At 67.1% G+C, this 15,299-nt stretch carries 15 protein-coding genes; 6 read left to right on the top strand and 9 right to left on the bottom strand.

Annotated elements, in window-relative coordinates; all coding sequences use genetic code 11:
- Positions 1–80: 80 nt before the first annotated feature.
- From cobB to ACFOOQ_RS11535, 4 genes are all read right to left on the bottom strand, one after another.
- A complete protein-coding gene (cobB, locus tag ACFOOQ_RS11550; RefSeq protein ID WP_379726309.1) occupies positions 81–818 on the bottom strand; it encodes a Sir2 family NAD+-dependent deacetylase in 738 nt (245 codons plus the stop codon).
- Entirely contained in the window at positions 818–1,456 is a 639-nt protein-coding gene (gene thpR, locus ACFOOQ_RS11545) for an RNA 2',3'-cyclic phosphodiesterase (RefSeq protein ID WP_379726306.1), read from the bottom strand. The genes cobB and thpR overlap by 1 nt, the downstream gene beginning before the upstream one ends.
- Before the next feature lie 83 nt (positions 1,457–1,539).
- Complete coding sequence (locus tag ACFOOQ_RS11540; RefSeq protein ID WP_379726303.1) at positions 1,540–2,595, bottom strand: NADP(H)-dependent aldo-keto reductase; 1,056 nt, start codon at positions 2,593–2,595, stop codon at positions 1,540–1,542.
- A 90-nt stretch (positions 2,596–2,685) separates the two neighbouring features.
- A complete protein-coding gene (locus ACFOOQ_RS11535; protein ID WP_379726300.1) occupies positions 2,686–3,327 on the bottom strand; it encodes an arylesterase in 642 nt (213 codons plus the stop codon).
- A 60-nt stretch (positions 3,328–3,387) separates the two neighbouring features.
- Here ACFOOQ_RS11535 and ACFOOQ_RS11530 point away from each other — a divergent pair, with 60 nt between their 5' ends.
- Positions 3,388–4,119, top strand: a complete 732-nt coding sequence (locus tag ACFOOQ_RS11530; RefSeq protein WP_379726297.1) for an ABC transporter ATP-binding protein — start codon at positions 3,388–3,390, stop codon at positions 4,117–4,119.
- Positions 4,120–6,630: an ABC transporter permease gene (locus ACFOOQ_RS11525; protein WP_379726294.1), complete on the top strand. Its 2,511-nt coding sequence runs from the start codon at positions 4,120–4,122 to the stop codon at positions 6,628–6,630.
- Here the strand turns inward: ACFOOQ_RS11525 and ACFOOQ_RS11520 are convergent.
- Entirely contained in the window at positions 6,627–7,802 is a 1,176-nt protein-coding gene (locus ACFOOQ_RS11520) for a Bcr/CflA family multidrug efflux MFS transporter (RefSeq protein WP_379726291.1), read from the bottom strand. The two genes, ACFOOQ_RS11525 and ACFOOQ_RS11520, sit on opposite strands and share 4 nt — an antisense overlap.
- Positions 7,803–8,044: 242 nt before the next feature.
- Between ACFOOQ_RS11520 and ACFOOQ_RS11515 the strand changes: the two genes are divergently transcribed.
- The 4 genes from ACFOOQ_RS11515 to ACFOOQ_RS11500 all read left to right on the top strand — a co-directional run bounded on the left by ACFOOQ_RS11515 (position 8,045) and on the right by ACFOOQ_RS11500 (position 12,145).
- On the top strand, positions 8,045–8,770 hold the full coding sequence (locus tag ACFOOQ_RS11515) for a Bax inhibitor-1/YccA family protein (protein WP_379726288.1): 726 nt from the start codon (positions 8,045–8,047) through the stop codon (positions 8,768–8,770).
- A gap of 178 nt (positions 8,771–8,948) precedes the next feature.
- Positions 8,949–10,433 (top strand): M81 family metallopeptidase, encoded by a 1,485-nt coding sequence (locus ACFOOQ_RS11510; protein WP_379726285.1) that lies wholly within the window; start codon positions 8,949–8,951, stop codon positions 10,431–10,433.
- 26 nt (positions 10,434–10,459) lie between these two features.
- On the top strand, positions 10,460–11,767 hold the full coding sequence (locus tag ACFOOQ_RS11505) for a tetratricopeptide repeat protein (protein ID WP_379726282.1): 1,308 nt from the start codon (positions 10,460–10,462) through the stop codon (positions 11,765–11,767).
- A gap of 159 nt (positions 11,768–11,926) precedes the next feature.
- Positions 11,927–12,145 (top strand): hypothetical protein, encoded by a 219-nt coding sequence (locus ACFOOQ_RS11500; protein WP_379726279.1) that lies wholly within the window; start codon positions 11,927–11,929, stop codon positions 12,143–12,145.
- Positions 12,146–12,259: 114 nt separating this feature from the next.
- Here the strand turns inward: ACFOOQ_RS11500 and ACFOOQ_RS11495 are convergent, their stop codons facing one another.
- The 4 genes from ACFOOQ_RS11495 to ACFOOQ_RS11480 form a co-directional block, all read right to left on the bottom strand.
- Entirely contained in the window at positions 12,260–12,664 is a 405-nt protein-coding gene (locus ACFOOQ_RS11495; protein WP_379726276.1) for a DUF2794 domain-containing protein, read from the bottom strand.
- Between the two features lie 121 nt (positions 12,665–12,785).
- Positions 12,786–13,337, bottom strand: coding sequence for a response regulator (locus ACFOOQ_RS11490; RefSeq protein ID WP_379726273.1), 552 nt, complete (start codon positions 13,335–13,337; stop codon positions 12,786–12,788).
- A 21-nt stretch (positions 13,338–13,358) separates the two neighbouring features.
- A complete protein-coding gene (locus ACFOOQ_RS11485) occupies positions 13,359–14,015 on the bottom strand; it encodes a chemoreceptor glutamine deamidase CheD (protein ID WP_379726270.1) in 657 nt (218 codons plus the stop codon).
- Positions 14,016–14,025: 10 nt separating this feature from the next.
- Complete coding sequence (locus ACFOOQ_RS11480) at positions 14,026–15,231, bottom strand: pentapeptide repeat-containing protein (protein WP_379726267.1); 1,206 nt, start codon at positions 15,229–15,231, stop codon at positions 14,026–14,028.
- Positions 15,232–15,299 lie beyond the last annotated feature (68 nt).

Raw genomic sequence — 15,299 nt, 5'->3', positions numbered from 1 at the left:
GCGCGCCGGCCCGCGCTCTACCTTAATGACCGGCAGTCGGGCGGCCGCGTTACCGCAGGTGTCTGCCCGGCGCAGTGGCGTCACGATGCCTGCGGCTGCAGCCCCAGCAGGCGCGCCACATAGGCGGGCACGATCTCGGTGGCCGGGCCGTACAAACGCTCGGCAAACAGCGAATGGCCGTCCGAGGCCTCGAGATTGAGTTCCACCGTATGCGCCCGGCCGGCCCGGCGCACCTCCGCCACGAAGCCGGCCGCCGGATAAACCAGACCCGAGGTGCCGATGGAGAGGAACAGGTCGCAGCCTTCGAGGGCGGCATAGACCCGCTCCATGTAGAGTGGCATCTCGCCGAACCAGACCACATGGGGTCGCAGGTAGCCCCCGACACGGCAACGCGCACAGTCCGTCGCCTGGTCGAGATCAGCCTCCCAGGCAACGATATCGCCGCAATTCTCGCAGCGGATTTTCCGCAGCTCGCCATGCATGTGCAGCAGGTCGCGCGACCCGGCGCGTTCATGCAGGTCGTCGACATTCTGGGTGACCAGCAGGAAATCGCCGGGCCACTGCCGCTCGAGTTCAGCCAGCGCCAGATGGGCGGCATTCGGCACGGCGTCGAGCAGGTTGCGGCGCCGCGCGTTATAGAAGGCATGCACCAGCGCCGGGTTGCGCATGAAGCCTTCGGGCGTCGCCACGTCGTTCAGGTCATACTGCGTCCACAGCCCGTCCTTGTCGCGAAAGGTGCCGAGGCCCGATTCCGCCGAGACCCCGGCACCGGTCAGGACCACCAGCGAGCGGAAGCGGTTGCCCGTCACGACATTCATCAGCCGTAGGCAACAGCACCGCCGATGGCGGACAGCTCCTCGTCTTCTGCCCAGGCCGCGGCCTCGTCAGCCATCCAGTCCATGCTGTCGTCGGCCAGGCCGCCATCGAGGCGGTAGACCTGTTCCGGCGTGTAGATCGCACCGGACGACGACAGGAAACTGGAATACAGCGTGAAGCGGTCGCAGGTGAAGCTTGGTGCCGCATACAGGGCATGATGGCTGAGAAAGGCGCCGATGCGGTCGAACGGTGCATTGTTCAGCCGCGCCAGCGTTACATGGGGGCTGAATTTGCGCCGATCCGGCGGCAGGCCGGCCCGCAGCGCGGCATTGTCGACCTTTTCCTGCAGGCGGCTGAGGCCCGGACTCGGCCGCACTCCGGCCCATAGCGTATGGGCCTTGCGACGATCACCGAAGGTGCCGACGCCGAACAGGCTGAGATCGAAGGCAGGCATCGTGATGCCGTCGAGTTCCTCATAAACGGCACGGGCGATCCGGCCATCGACTTCGCCGACAAAGCGCAGCGTCAGATGGAACTGGTCCGGATTGGCCCAGCGCGCACCGGGCACGCCGGCACACAGGGCTGCGAGGGACCGACGGACATCGTCGGGGAAGCTTACGGCGACGAACAAGCGGATCATGGCTGTGCCCTCCGCTGGAACGGGCGCTTCACGCCCAGGATCGAGCCGCCGCCTCCTTACGCCCGCCGTGGCGGGCGGCAGGATCAGGCGCCCGGGTTCGGTTGATCGCGATGGATCGCCTCGATGCCGTCCAGTACCTCCTGCGAAAGTTTCACGTCGATGCTGTCGATATCGGCCTTGAGCTGTTCCATGGTGGTGGCGCCGATGATGTTGGCGGTCAGGAACGGCCGGGTGTTCACATAGGCCAGCGCCATCTGCGCCGGATCCAGACCATGCTGGCGGGCCAGAGCGACATAGCGCTCGGTGGCCCGCTCGACCTGCGGATTGCTGTAGCGGGTGAAACGGCTGAACAGGGTCAGCCGCGCGCCCGGCGGCTTGGCGCCACCGAGATACTTGCCCGACAGCACGCCCATGGCGAGCGGCGAATAGGCCAGCAGGCCGACCGCCTCGCGATGGGCAAATTCGGCCAGGCCGACCTCGTACCAGCGATTCAGCAGGCTGTAGGGATTCTGGATCGACGCGACGTAGTCCAGCCCCTTGCTGCCGGCGGCGCGCAGATGCTCGGCGACGCCCCAAGGGGTCTCGTTGGAGACGCCGAAGCTGCGGACCTTGCCGGCCTTCACCAGTTCGGTCAGCGTCGCGACGGTCTCCACGATGGCGACCGTCTCCTCCTCGGCGTGCCTGTACTCGGCCTTGCCGAAATTGTTGGTCGAACGATCCGGCCAGTGGGTCTGGTAGAGATCGATGTAATCGGTCTGCAGCCGCGACAGACTCTTGTCGACCGCTTCCATGATCTGGGCACGCGTCAGGTTGGGCGGCTGGCCGTCATTGCGTAACCATGCGAAATCGCCGCGCGGGCCGCCGCCGCGACCGGCCACCTTGGTGGCGATCACCACCTTGTCGCGGTTGCCGCGTGCCTTCAGCCAGGTGCCGATATGGCGCTCGGTGCGGCCCTGCGTCTCGGCGCGCGGCGGCACCGGATACATTTCGGCAGCGTCGATGAAATTGATACCGCGGTCGAGGGCATAATCGAGCTGGGCATGGGCATCGGCCTCGGTATTCTGCTCGCCCCACGTCATGGTCCCGAGGCAAATCAGGCTGACCTTGATGTCGGTACGGCCTAAAGCACGAAAATCCATGACTTAACTCCCAACTCGAACAATCCCGACCAAAGCGGCGGCACGATTATATTGTCGGCACACCCTTAAATTTACAACAACGAATTGCGGTTATTGCCCGAGAAACCCCAAAATCTGGGGTAATATATGGGTCACAATCACCGCTACGCCCTCGCGGTTGGGGTGCATGCCGTCGCCCAAGACGAGCTGCGGATTGGCCGCCACGCCGTCGAGAAAGAACGGGTAAAGCGGCACATGGCGCTTCGCCGCCAAGCGCGCATACATGCCGTCGAAGCGCCGGCCGTAGTCGGCGCCCAGATTGGGCGCCGCCAGCATGCCGGCCAGCATCACCTTCACGCCGGCCTGCTGCAGTTTCACGATGATGGCGTCGATATTGGCTTCGGCCTGTTCGGGTGACAGGCCGCGCAGCATGTCATTGGCGCCGAGTTCCACCAGCGCATGGGTCGGCTTGTCCGCCAGCGCCCAGTCGACCCGCGACAGCGCCGCCGACGTCGTATCGCCCGACACGCCGGCATTGATCACGCTGATATCGAGGCCCTTCGCCTTCAGCGCGTTTTCCAGCTGCACCGGAAAGGCCGCATCGGGCGGCAGGTTGTAGCCCGCCGTCAGGCTGTCGCCGAAGGCCAGCAGGCGGATCGCGGCCGCCTGTGCCGGGACAGCCCGCAGCGGCGCCAGCAGCGTGACCAGGATCACCGCCAGCGGAAAAGCTGCATTGCGGCAGCGCCGGAACACCCCATATTGTCCGTGAGACTGCAAAATCCCCTGCCCTGATGGTTAGGATAGACACCGGATATGACGTTATCTGATGCCGAACGGCCGATTGTCCAGTTGCAGGACGTCCGCCTGACCCTCGCCAGCACGGCCGGACCGGTCGATATCCTGCGCGGCATCGACCTTGAGGTCGCCGCCGGCGAGCGCGTTGGCATCATCGGCCCGTCCGGCTCCGGCAAGTCCACCCTGCTCGCCGTGCTGGCCGGCCTCGAGAAGGTCACCGCCGGCAGCGTCACGGTGGCCGGCGCCGCACTCAACGACCTGAGCGAGGACCGGTTGGCCCTGTGGCGGCGCGCCCAGGTCGGCATCGTGTTCCAGAGCTTTCACCTGATCCCGACCATGACCGCGCTGGAAAACGTCGCCGTGCCGCTGGAACTGGCAGGCGCGGCCGATGCTCTCGAGCGCGCCCGTGCGGCGCTGGTGCAGGTCGGCCTCGGCCAGCGTGAGACGCATTACCCGGCACAGCTGTCCGGCGGCGAGCAGCAGCGCGTGGCGCTCGCCCGCGCCGTCGCGCCGCGCCCGGCCCTGCTGCTGGCCGACGAGCCGACCGGCAACCTCGACGGCACCACCGGGCATACCATCATAGACCTGATGTTCGGCGAGGCGGCACGGCTGAATTCCACCCTGATCCTGATCACCCACGACGAGGCGCTGGCCGCCCTGTGCGACCGCGTGGTGCGCATCGAGGATGGACGCATCCACAGCATTACGGCGCGCGAGGCCACACCGGCGCACCGCAAGGCAGCCGAATAGATGCTGTCGCTGCGCCTGTCGCTGCGGGAGTTGCGGGGCGGCCTGCGCGGCTTCCGCCTGTTTGTCGCCTGCCTGGCGCTCGGCGTCGCGGTGATCGCCGGCATCGGCACGCTGTCGGCATCGATCGATGCCGGGCTGCAGCGTGACGGCCGCAGCCTGCTGGGCGGCGATATCGAATTCCGCCTGATCCATCGCCCGGCCACGACGGAAGAACGCGCCTTCCTCGATCGGCAGGGTGCCGTGGCCGAAACCGTGCAGATGCGCGCCATGGCTACGGCACCGCGCAGCGACCAGAGCACGCTGGTCGAGCTCAAGGCCGTCGACGATGCTTATCCGCTCTACGGCCGCATCGCGCTGGAGCAGGACGGTAAGCTCACAGACCTGCTGGCGCGCCGCGACGGCCTGTGGGGCGCTGTCGTCGATCCGCAGGCGCTGGATCGCCTGGAGGCCAGGGTCGGCGACCATATCCGGCTTGGCGAGGGTGAGTTCGTCATCCGCGCGGTGATCGCGCGCGAACCCGACCGCGCCACCGAGGGCCTGACGCTCGGGCCGCGGGTGATGATCGCCGGTGCCGCCCTGCCGGCAACCCAGCTGATCCAGCCGGGCAGCCTCGCCTACTGGCATTACCGGGTGAAACTCTCTCCCGGCCTGACCGCCGCGACCGTGACGGCGACGGCGGAACAGGATTTCGGCACGGCCGGCTGGCGCATCCGCAACTGGCGCGACGGCAGCCCCGGCATCCAGCGCTTCCTCGACCGCGCCGCGCTGTTCCTGGTGCTGATCGGCCTGACCTCGCTGCTGATCGGCGGTGTCGGTGTCGCCAATGCGGTGCATGCCCATCTCGACGGCAAGACGCCGACCATTGCCACGCTGAAATCGCTGGGCGCCACCACCGGGCTGATCTTCCGCGTCTACCTGTGGCAGACCTTGCTGCTGGCCGCCGTCGGCATCCTGCTCGGCCTTGTGATCGGTGCCGCAGTACCGAACCTGGCCGCCGGATCGCTGGCCGCGGTGCTGCCGCTGCCGCTGGTACCCGGTATCTACTGGCAACCGCTGCTGCTGGCGGCCGTTTACGGCCTGCTGGTGGCACTGGCCTTCACCATCTGGCCGCTGGCGCGCGCCGCCGACATCCGCCCGGCCGCGCTCTACCGCGACCTGGTGGCGCCGAACCGCCGCCTGCCGCGCCCGGCCTATCTGATTGCCACCGCCGCCGTCTTCACCCTGCTGGCGGCACTCGCCGTGCTCGGCACCGACGAGCGCCGCTTCGCGCTGGTCTTCGTGATCGGCGCGATTGCCGCCTTCGTGCTGTTCCGCCTGCTGGCGCTGGCGCTCGCCGCCATCGCCCGCCGCGCCACGCCGGCCCATGGCGTGCGACTGCGGCTGGCGCTGGCCGGCCTGCACCGGCCGGGCGCGGCAACCACCGCTTTGCTGCTGTCGCTCGGCGTCTCGCTGACACTGCTGGTCGCCATCGCGCTGGTCGAGGGCAACCTGCATGCCCAGGTCGAGGACCGCCTGCCCGACGAGGCACCGGCCTTCTTTTTCGTCGACATCCAGCCCGCCCAGATGGACGACTTCCGCGCCACCGTCGCCGGCATCCCGGGCACCCGCGACCTGGAGACCGTGCCGAACCTACGCGGCCGTATCACCCGCATCAGGGATGTGCCAGCCGACCAGGTGCAGGTGCCACCCGACCAGCGCTGGGTGCTGCAGGGCGACCGCGGCGTCACCTATGCCCGCAAGCTGCCAGACGGTTCGACGCTCGTCGCCGGCGACTGGTGGCCGGACGATTACGACGGCCCGCCGCTGATCTCGCTGGAGGAACGCGCCGCGCGCGGCCTCGGCCTGTGGGTCGGCGACACGCTGACCATCAACGTGATGGGCCGCGACATCACCGCGAAGATCGCCAATATCCGCCGTGTCGACTGGACCTCGTTCGGCATCAACTACGTGCTGGTCTTCTCGCCGGGCCTGATCGAGCGCGCGCCGCATACCCTACTCGCCACCGTGAAGGCCGACGGCGCGGCCGAGACCGGCCTGTTCCGCGCCGTCACCCGGCGCTTTCCCAACATCACCGTGGTGCGCATGAAGGATGTGCTGACCGAGCTGAACGACATCGTCGAAAAGCTGGGCGGCGCGGTGCGCGGCGCGGCCGCCGTAACGCTGGTCGCCGGCATCTTCGTGCTGGCCGGGGCGCTGGCCGCCGAACACCGCCGGCGACTGAAGGAAAGCGCCATCCTCAAGGCGCTCGGCGCCACGCGGCGCGACATCCTGACCGCGCATCTGATCGAATACGGCCTGATCGGCCTGGTCGGCGCCAGTGTCGCTTTCCTGCTCGGCTGGGTCGCCGCCTGGGCCATGGTCACCCAGATGATGAATGCGCCCTTCGTGCTGGCGCCGGGCACCGCGGCGCTGACCGCGCTCGGCGGTGTCGCCGCCATGCTGCTGCTCGGCCTGATCGGCGCATGGCAGGCGCTGGCGGCCCGACCGGCGCCGCTGTTGCGGACGGCTTAAGGCGCCGGGCGCCGCGTCACCAGCAGGCGGGTGGTAAAGCCGGTCACCGCGCAGGCCGCCATCGTCGTCGCCATCGGCACCGCGCTGCCAGCGGGCCACAGGCCGAGCAGGGTCACCGCCGTGCCGCCGCAGAGATACTGCAGGCTGCCGAGCAAAGCCGCGGCGCTGCCGGCGCGTTCGCCCTGGCTCGCCATGGCGCAGGCGACGCCGTTGGGCAGCACCATGCCGGTCATCGCCACCACCACGGTCAGCGGCGGGGCGATGCCCCAGATGCCGGCACCGCCGGCGGCGAAGACGACCAGCACCAGCGCGGCGACGGCGGCAATCGCCGAACCGGCCGTCAGCAGGCTGGCCGCGCCGTAACGGCGCAACAGGCGGCGATTGACCTGCGCCGCCATCAGGATGGCGCAGGCATTGGCACCGAACAGCCAGCCGAACTGCTCGGCCGGCAGGCCGAACAGGCTGATGAACACAAAGGGCGAGCCGGCGATGTAGGTGAACAGGCTGCCCATCGACAGTCCGTTCGACAGCGCGAAGCCAACGTAGTTGCGGTCGGTGAACAGCAGGCCGTAGCTGCGCAGCGCCGAGCCGAGCGTCAGCCGGCCGCCGGCCGGCCGTGTCTCGGGCAGCGAGATCTGCGCCGCCACCAGCGCCAGCGCGCCGGTGCCAGCGAGCATGACGAAGATCGACGGCCAGCCGAACCAGGTCAGCAGGTAGCCGCCGATCAGCGGCGCCACGATGGGCGCGATGCCGGTGACCAGCATCAGCAGCGAGAAGACCCGGGCGGCCTCCTGCGGGGCGAAGAGGTCGCGCACCATGGCGCGGGCAATGACAACGCCGGCGCAGCCACCCAGCGCCTGCAGCAGCCGCAGGCCGATCAGCGCATCGAGCCCGGGTGCCAGCGCGCAGCCGAGCGAGGCGGCGACGAACAGCAGCGCGCCGGCCAGCAGCGGCAGCTTGCGGCCGAAACGGTCGCTGACCGGACCGTAGAGCAGCTGGCCGCCGGCCATGCCGGCCATGAATACCGACAGGGTGAGCTGGACCTGCCCGGCATCGGCAGCAAAATCCTCCGCCAGCGCCGGCAGGGCCGGCAGATACATGTCGACGGCCAGCGGCGTGAAGGCGCTGAGCGCGCCCAGCGTGACGATGATCAGCGGAACGGAACGGGTCATTAAAAGCGATCTTCTCGGTAAATCGGCAAATTTGCCGGGCGCGGGGCCCCTTCTAGCCGATCCTCCGCCGGCCGACGAGTCCGGCAGGGGCGGTGCCGGAGCGATCGGGACGCGACAACAGGCCGCAGGAAATCTTGGCAGATGAATGACTTATCCCTACCAAAGTCGAATACTGCGGCCTTGAAAAGACCTCAGGGACTGCCAATATACCATTCGCAAACCATTGCTTGAGGAGGCAAACCATGTCGACGCCGTTCAATCAGCCGCGCTATGGCTACGGCGCCACAACGATCGACCGGGGTGTGGTCGATCAGGCGCTCCGCGCCTATATGCTGCGGGTCTACAATTACATGGCTTCCGGTCTGGCGCTCAGCGCCATCGTGGCCGTGCTTGCGTCGCAGTCGCCGGCCTTCATGCAGGCGATTTTCGGCAGCGGTCTCGGCATCGTCGTCATGCTGGCGCCGATCGGCCTGCTGCTGGTGATGAGCTTCGGCGCCAACAAGATGTCGGCCGGCGCCGTGCAGGGCCTCTACTGGGCGTTTACCGCCACCATGGGCCTGTCGCTGTCGACGATCTTCCTCGTCTATACCGGCCAGTCGATCCTGCGCATCTTCTTCATCACCGCCGGCATGTTCGCGGCCATGAGCCTGTACGGCTACACCACCAAGCGCGACCTGACCGGCATGGGCAGCTTCCTGTTCATGGGCGTGATCGGCCTGGTCATCGCCAGCGTGGTGAACATGTTCCTGCATTCGACCGGCCTGCAGTTCGCCATCTCGGCGATCACCGTGCTGGTGTTCACCGGCCTGACCGCTTTCGATACCCAGCGGATCAAGTCGGAGTTCTATGAAGGCGACCCGGCCGAGATCCAGACCAAGCAGGCGGTGTTCGGCGCCACGTCGCTGTATGTGAACTTCCTGAACATCTTCATGGCCCTGCTGCAGTTGTTCGGCCAGCGCAACAACTAAAGCTTCCGCGCTTAACACTCGAGAAGCATAAGTCGAGGCCCCGGCGGGAAACCGCCGGGGCCTTTTTCTTTGCCAGAGCCACGGAAAGCGCCGCTTCCCCCGTGACAAGACGGCTGCCGCAGATTTAAGCTTTCATTTGTCTGCCTACGAATTAACCGCAAAAAGGAAGCCCCGCCCCATGAAACTCGTCCTGGCGATGATGAAGCACGAGACCAACACCTTCTCGCCGATCGTCACCGACTGGGCCCGGTTCGAATCCTGGGGCCTCTATACCGGCCAGGCTGCCATCGATGCCTATGGCAAGACCAACATGCCGCTCGGCGTCTACCTCAAGCTGGCCCGCGACTACGGCGCCGAGGTGGTGCTGCCTATGGCCGCCGAGGCGATGCCGGGCGGCCTGGTCACCGCCGATGCCTACCAGCGGATGACCGACCCGATCCTCGCGGCCGTCCGGGCCGGCTGCGACGGCTGCCTGCTCGACCTGCATGGCGCCATGGTGGTCGAGGGCACCGAGGATGGCGAAGGCACCCTGCTGGAACAGATCCGCGCCATCGCGCCGGAGCTGCCGATCGCCGTCACCCTCGACCTGCACTGCAACCTGACCCCGAAGATGGTCGGCAACTGCACGGCGCTGATCGGCTACAAGACCTATCCCCATGTCGACATGGACGTGGTGGCCGACCGCATCGGCCGCGTCGTCATGCCGGTGATCGCCGGCCAGCGCAAGGCGCCGGCCATGGCACTGCGCCAGTTGCCGCTGCTATCGCAGACGCTGTGCCAGGGCACCGACGACGAGCCGATGAAATCGGCCATCGCCGCCTGCTGCGCGGAAGAGGCCGCCGGCCTGCCGGCGGCCAGCGTGTTCGGCGGCTTTGCCATGGCCGATATCCGTGACGCCGGTACCACGGTGATCACGGTCGGCGACGACCAGGCCCAGGCCGATGCCGCCGCCGACCGCATCGCCGCCAAGGTCTGGGACAAGCGCGACATTCACATCTACCAGCACCGCGACCTCGCCGAGAGCGTCGCCAAGGCCAAGCAACTGAGTGATGGCCCGGTGATCCTGCTCGACCATGCCGACAATTGCGGCTCGGGCGGCACCCAGGATGTGATGAAGGTGATCGCGGAGGTGCTGCGCCAGGGCCTCGAGGATGTCGCCGTCGGCGCCGTGTGGGACCCGGAGGCCGTGCAGGCCATGCAGAAGGCCGGTATCGGCGCCACCGTCACGCTGGAGCTGGGCGGCAAGAGCGATATTCCGGCACTCGGCCTGAAGGGCAAGCCACTGAAACTGACCGGCCGGGTGCGCACGATTACCGACGGCGAGTGGATCGTGCGCGGGCCGATGTATACCGGCTTCAAGGTGATGATGGGGCCGACCGCGGTGCTCGAGGTCGACGGCCGCATGCAGATCGTCGTCGTCTCGCGCCATCACGAGCCCTGGGATACCGGCGTGTTCCGCTCGGTTGGCATCGACCCCGAGCACAAGCGCTACCTGCTGCTGAAATCGCGCATCCATTACCGTGCCGGCTTCGCGCCGCTGGCCAAAGCAACCTTCACGCTGGACGGCGAAGGCGCCACCACCTCGGACAACAGCATCCTGAAATACGAAAAACTGCGCCGGCCGATCTATCCGCTCGACCGCATCAATGACTGGAACGCCTGACCGGATGCGCCTCGGATACTGCCCAGATGCTGACTGACCGCTGGGGCCTGCCGGTCGCCACCGACGATCCGGCGATCATCGCCGGGCTGGATACCTTCGACACCAGCTTCATCACCTACGGCACCACGGCGGCGGCAATCTGGGACGCGGCCCGCACAGACCCCGCCTGCGTGATGGCGCAGGCCAAGGCCGCGGCGCTGGAGCTGTTCCTGCAGACCGGCGCCGGACCGGACAAGGCCCGCGTCTGGCTGACCGCGGCCGGCCCGCATCTGGCCCGATCCACCGAACGCGAGCGGCTGTGGCATCGCCAGGCCGCCGCCTGGGCGGATGGTGATGCCGAGGCGGCGATCGCGCTGTGCCGCGAGATCGCCGCGCACTGGCCGGAAGACCTCGCCGCCGTGAAGATGGCGCAGTTCCACATGTTCCATGTCGGCGACCTTGCCGGCATGCTGGAAGTCGCCGAGACCACCCTGCCCGCCCACCGGCAGGTGGCCGAGATGCACGGCATGCGCGCCTTCGCGCTGGAAGAGATGAACCGGCTGGACGAGGCCGAGGACGCCGGCCGGCAAGCCATCGACCTGAAACGCGCCGAACCCTGGGCCCATCATGCGGTGGCTCATGTGATGGAGACGCAGGGCCGCTGCGACGAAGGCCTCGCCTTCATGACCGGGCTGGCCGAGACCTGGGCCGATCGCAATTCCTTCATGCTGACCCATAACTGGTGGCATGCCGCCCTGTTCGCCATCGATGCCGACCGGCCCGACCTCGCGCTGCAATTCTACGATGACCATGTCTGGGGTGTGCTGAAGGGCTACAGCCAGGACCAGGTGAATGCTGCCGCCCTGCTGGTCCGGCTGGAGTTTGCCGGTCTCGATGCCGGCGACCGCTGGCAGGATGTCGCCGCTCATGTCGCCGCGCGCGGGCCCGAGCATGTCGAACCCTTCCTCGATGCCCATTACCTGCTGGCCCTGACCCGCGCCGGGCGGGATGCCGCAGCCGGCAGCCTGCTCGACAGCCTGCGGGATTACGTGGCGCGCCAGTCCGACCGGCTGACCGGTCGCATCTGGTGCCAGACCGGCCTGCCACTGGCCGAGGGCGTCGCCGCCTTTGGCCGTGGCGACTGGGCCGCCGCCTTCGACCGGCTCGGGCCGGCGCTCGCCGGCCTGCAGCAGGTCGGCGGCAGCCACGCCCAGCGCGACCTGTTCTGGCAGCTCTGGCTGCAGGCCGGCCGGCAGGCCGGTGCCCATGCGACGATCCGGCCGCATCTGGAAAGGCGTGCCGCCGAACGCCCGGGCGTGGCAAAGCACCGCCGGGACCTCGCCGCGCTCGGCTGAGCCGTATAATTTTCCATGACATGATGTCGCAGGTTCACAGCGCCGATGGACGGCAATTCGGCACAGGCAGAGAATGGCGCCGATGCAGTCCGACCCGATTCGCTGCCAGACAGGCCGAACCCGGGCGGAGAGGCAGCACTTTAAAAGGGATGCATCCCGATGTTGACCCGCGTGAAGACGATCGCCGCCGCCTTCGTCATGACTGGCTTCCTGGCCGGTGCCGTTGCCCCCGCCTTCCTCGCTTCCGACGCCGCTGCGCAGACCACGCAGAAGGCCGAGAAGAAGGCCCCTGCCAAGAAGCAGGTCGCCAAGAAGAAGACCCCTGCCAAGAAGCAGACGGCCAAGAAGCCGGCCCATAAGGCCAAGAAGGCGGCCTGAGCCCCGACATCACGAAAAAAGTCTCGAAACGAATACCGGGCCCCCGTCGCAAGATGGGGGCTTTTTTTGCAGCCGGATGGTTTTGCAGCCAGATGGAGTGTGACCAGCCGCCGGTCAGTCGGCGGCGTCGCGCTTGGGCTCGAAGAACCGCAGCATCACCGCAAGGTCGCGGCCACGCCGCAGGATGCGGCCGCCCTGGCCGATGATGGCGAAGGCGCCCTGCTTGCGCGCCAGCTTGGGTGTCTTGACGATCCGGTAGAGGGCGCCGTCGGCACTGCGCCGGAACACCGCGAAGCTGCAGCTGTCGCGGTCATGGCCGATGGCATAATCACGCCATTCGCCCATGCCGACCATGCGGGCATACAGATTGAGGATGGCGCGGAATTCGCGGCGGTCGAAAAAGACGGGCAGTTCAGCCGCCGGCTTGCCGGTTGTCGCTCTGCCGGCGCCCGCCGGGGGCGGGATTTCATCCCGCGCCGCCGGACGCCGAAACTGGTGCAAGGCGATCACCTCACTCATGCCGGAATGGCTGACCTCCCCTGGGATTCGCACTTCGGGATTTCGCAATTCATCGTGGGAATCTTGGCCCCGGCCGCCACCGGCGTCAAGCCAACTCTGCGCCATGCTGCGATGCGGAAACTCAGAGTTCCTTCAGCAGTTCCTCGACAGCCGTGTCGTCCATCATCTGGTCGCCCTTGGCCATCAGGTCCTTGCGGCGCTCCTGGCCGGTATAGTTCGAGGTCACATGGCGGCGGCGATCGGGGCCGAAAAATTCGTCGGTGCGAACGAACTGGCGCGGGTTCTCGACCACCACGGTGATCCGGCGCGCCATGGTCTTGGCGGAAAACGGCTTGACCAGGAATTCGGTGACACCGGCATCGCGTGCCTTCATCACCTTCCATTCCTCGGACTGCGCCGTCACCATGATGATCGGCACGAACACGTTCTTCGAGGCCGGATTCTTGCGCACCCATTCGACGAAGCCGATGCCGTCCATCTCGCCGTCCATATGCCACTCGGTAAAGATGATATCGACAACGTTGGTTTCGAGATAGGTCAGCGCATCCTTGGCATTCATCGTCTCGGCGATGCGGTTGACGCCGAGCGGGCGTAAAACCTCTTTTATAAGCTGCATGTGGTTGTGGTTACTGTCGACCACCAGCACTGCGACGTTGTTGAGTTTGTAAGCCATGGCGGATCGCGGATAACGGCGTCAGTCGAACAGTTCGACGCTGCCGGACTGCGTCTGAACGGCGGTGATCTTTTTCGCGGTCTCGCGCTGGAACACGGTCTTCGCGCTGGCATCCTCGATATGCTTCAGGCGCACCACGCCGGTCGACGGGAAATACTGCACCTTGCGCGGCAGGTTGCCGCGCAGGTCGGCGGCCACCACCTTGAAGCCTTCCGCCTTGAGGTAGCGTTCGACGAAATCGGCATTCTGGTGGCCGATGCCGCGCAGGCCGGCCAGCACGTTGGCGCCGCCGAAGATTTTCACCTCCAGCCGGTCACGTCGGCCGCCGGCCGCCAGTATTCCGTTAATCAACTGTTCCATCGAGTAGCTACCGTACCGCAAAGAGGCGGAAAGCGGCAAATCCGGATTGGTGTCGCCTCCCTTGTCGGGCAGCAGAAAGTGGTTCATGCCGCCGACCTGGGCCACCGGGTCGCGGATGCAGGAGGCCACGCAGGAGCCCAGAACCGTCGCCAGCATCTCACCGGTTCGCGTGGACACGAAAAAGTCGCCCTGGAAGACCTGGACGACATTGACCTTCAGCATCGGGTCGAAATAGCGTCGGCGCTCGCCCGAACCCGCAGGTCCGCCGCCGGAGTCGCCGGCGGCCGGGCGGCGCAGGATGCCTGGCGTCGTGTTCATCGCGCCCACATCATGGACTGACGGCCACATCGTGTTCAAGGCCGCTGACATCGCGCAGGATGGCATCGGCCCAGTCCACGCCGGCGCAGTTGGCACTGGCCAGCCGGGCATTGGAAAGATCCGTATAAACCCGGCGCCCGGTGCGTTCGCCCTTGGCGCTGATGATTTCGGTGCTGTCGAAGCGGCTGCCGGCCAGATCGGCGCCGCGCAGGTCGGTCCCGGCCAGATTGCAGCCGGCAAATGTGACATCGCGGGCCCGGGCACCGCGCATGTCACAGCCCGACAGGTCGGCGAACTTGAAGGTGGCGCCGTCGAACACGGTATCCCGCAGGGTGGCCCCGCGCAGCTTGATGCCCGAAAGGTTGCGGCCGCTGAGATCTAGGCCGGACAGGTCGGCGCCGCGCAGCACGGCCGGGCTGCCGTCGCCACCATCCACCCAGCGCTGGTGCTCGGCCAGCGCGGCCTGGACTTCCGCCTCGGTCATCGGCTTGGGCGGCGCCACAGGGGCAGCGGTCAGATTGGCCATGGCCACATTGGCACCGAAGACCTCGACGTCGCTGAGATCCACGCCGTGCAGATGGGCATCGGTCAGATTGGCGCCCTGCAGGGTGGCACCGGCAAGATTGGCACCGCTGAGTTCGGCCCCGACCAGGTTGGCACCAGCCAGGGTGGCGCCGCCGAGATCGGCACCCGACAGATCGGTACTGACCAGCTGGCAGTCGGTCAGCGCGGCATCCTGCAGATTGGCACCGGCGAGATTGCTGCCAGAAAAATCGGCGCCAAGGGCATCGACACCGATCATGGTCGCGCCCTCGAAATTGCTGCCGGTCACATTCTGGCGCAGCACCTCGATAGCCGCCGAAGGGTTGGCACCGATTTCGAGGCCGCGGCGGAAGTTTACCCCGGTCAGGTTGGCGCCGGCCATGTTGACGGATTCCAGCAGAGCGCCGCGCAGATCGGCCCGCGTCAGGTCGGCCTCGGTCAGGTCGGCGCCGGTCAGGTCGGCCTTGAAGAAATCGCTCTGGGCAAGCTGGGCCTTGCCCAGCCGGGCGCCGCGCAGGTTGGCGGCGCGGAAGCTGGCCCGGCGCAGGTCGGCACCCGTCAGATCGGCAGCCGTCAGATCCTGTCCCGCGAAGTCAGCCGGACGCCCTGCGGGCATGCCTTTCAGCCACAGGTGATGGTGGTGCAGCATCTCTTTGATGTCGATCGGATCCATTGTCCTAATCGTCCGTGCCGGAACTGCTAGTTAGCATGTTTTGTCCGGGCGCTATACTCCCAGTCACT

This window comes from Ferrovibrio xuzhouensis (assembly GCF_042648965.1).
GTDB lineage: Bacteria > Pseudomonadota > Alphaproteobacteria > Ferrovibrionales > Ferrovibrionaceae > Ferrovibrio > Ferrovibrio xuzhouensis.
Note: the sequence above shows the minus strand (reverse complement) of the source record. Positions and strands in the feature narration are given on the sequence as shown.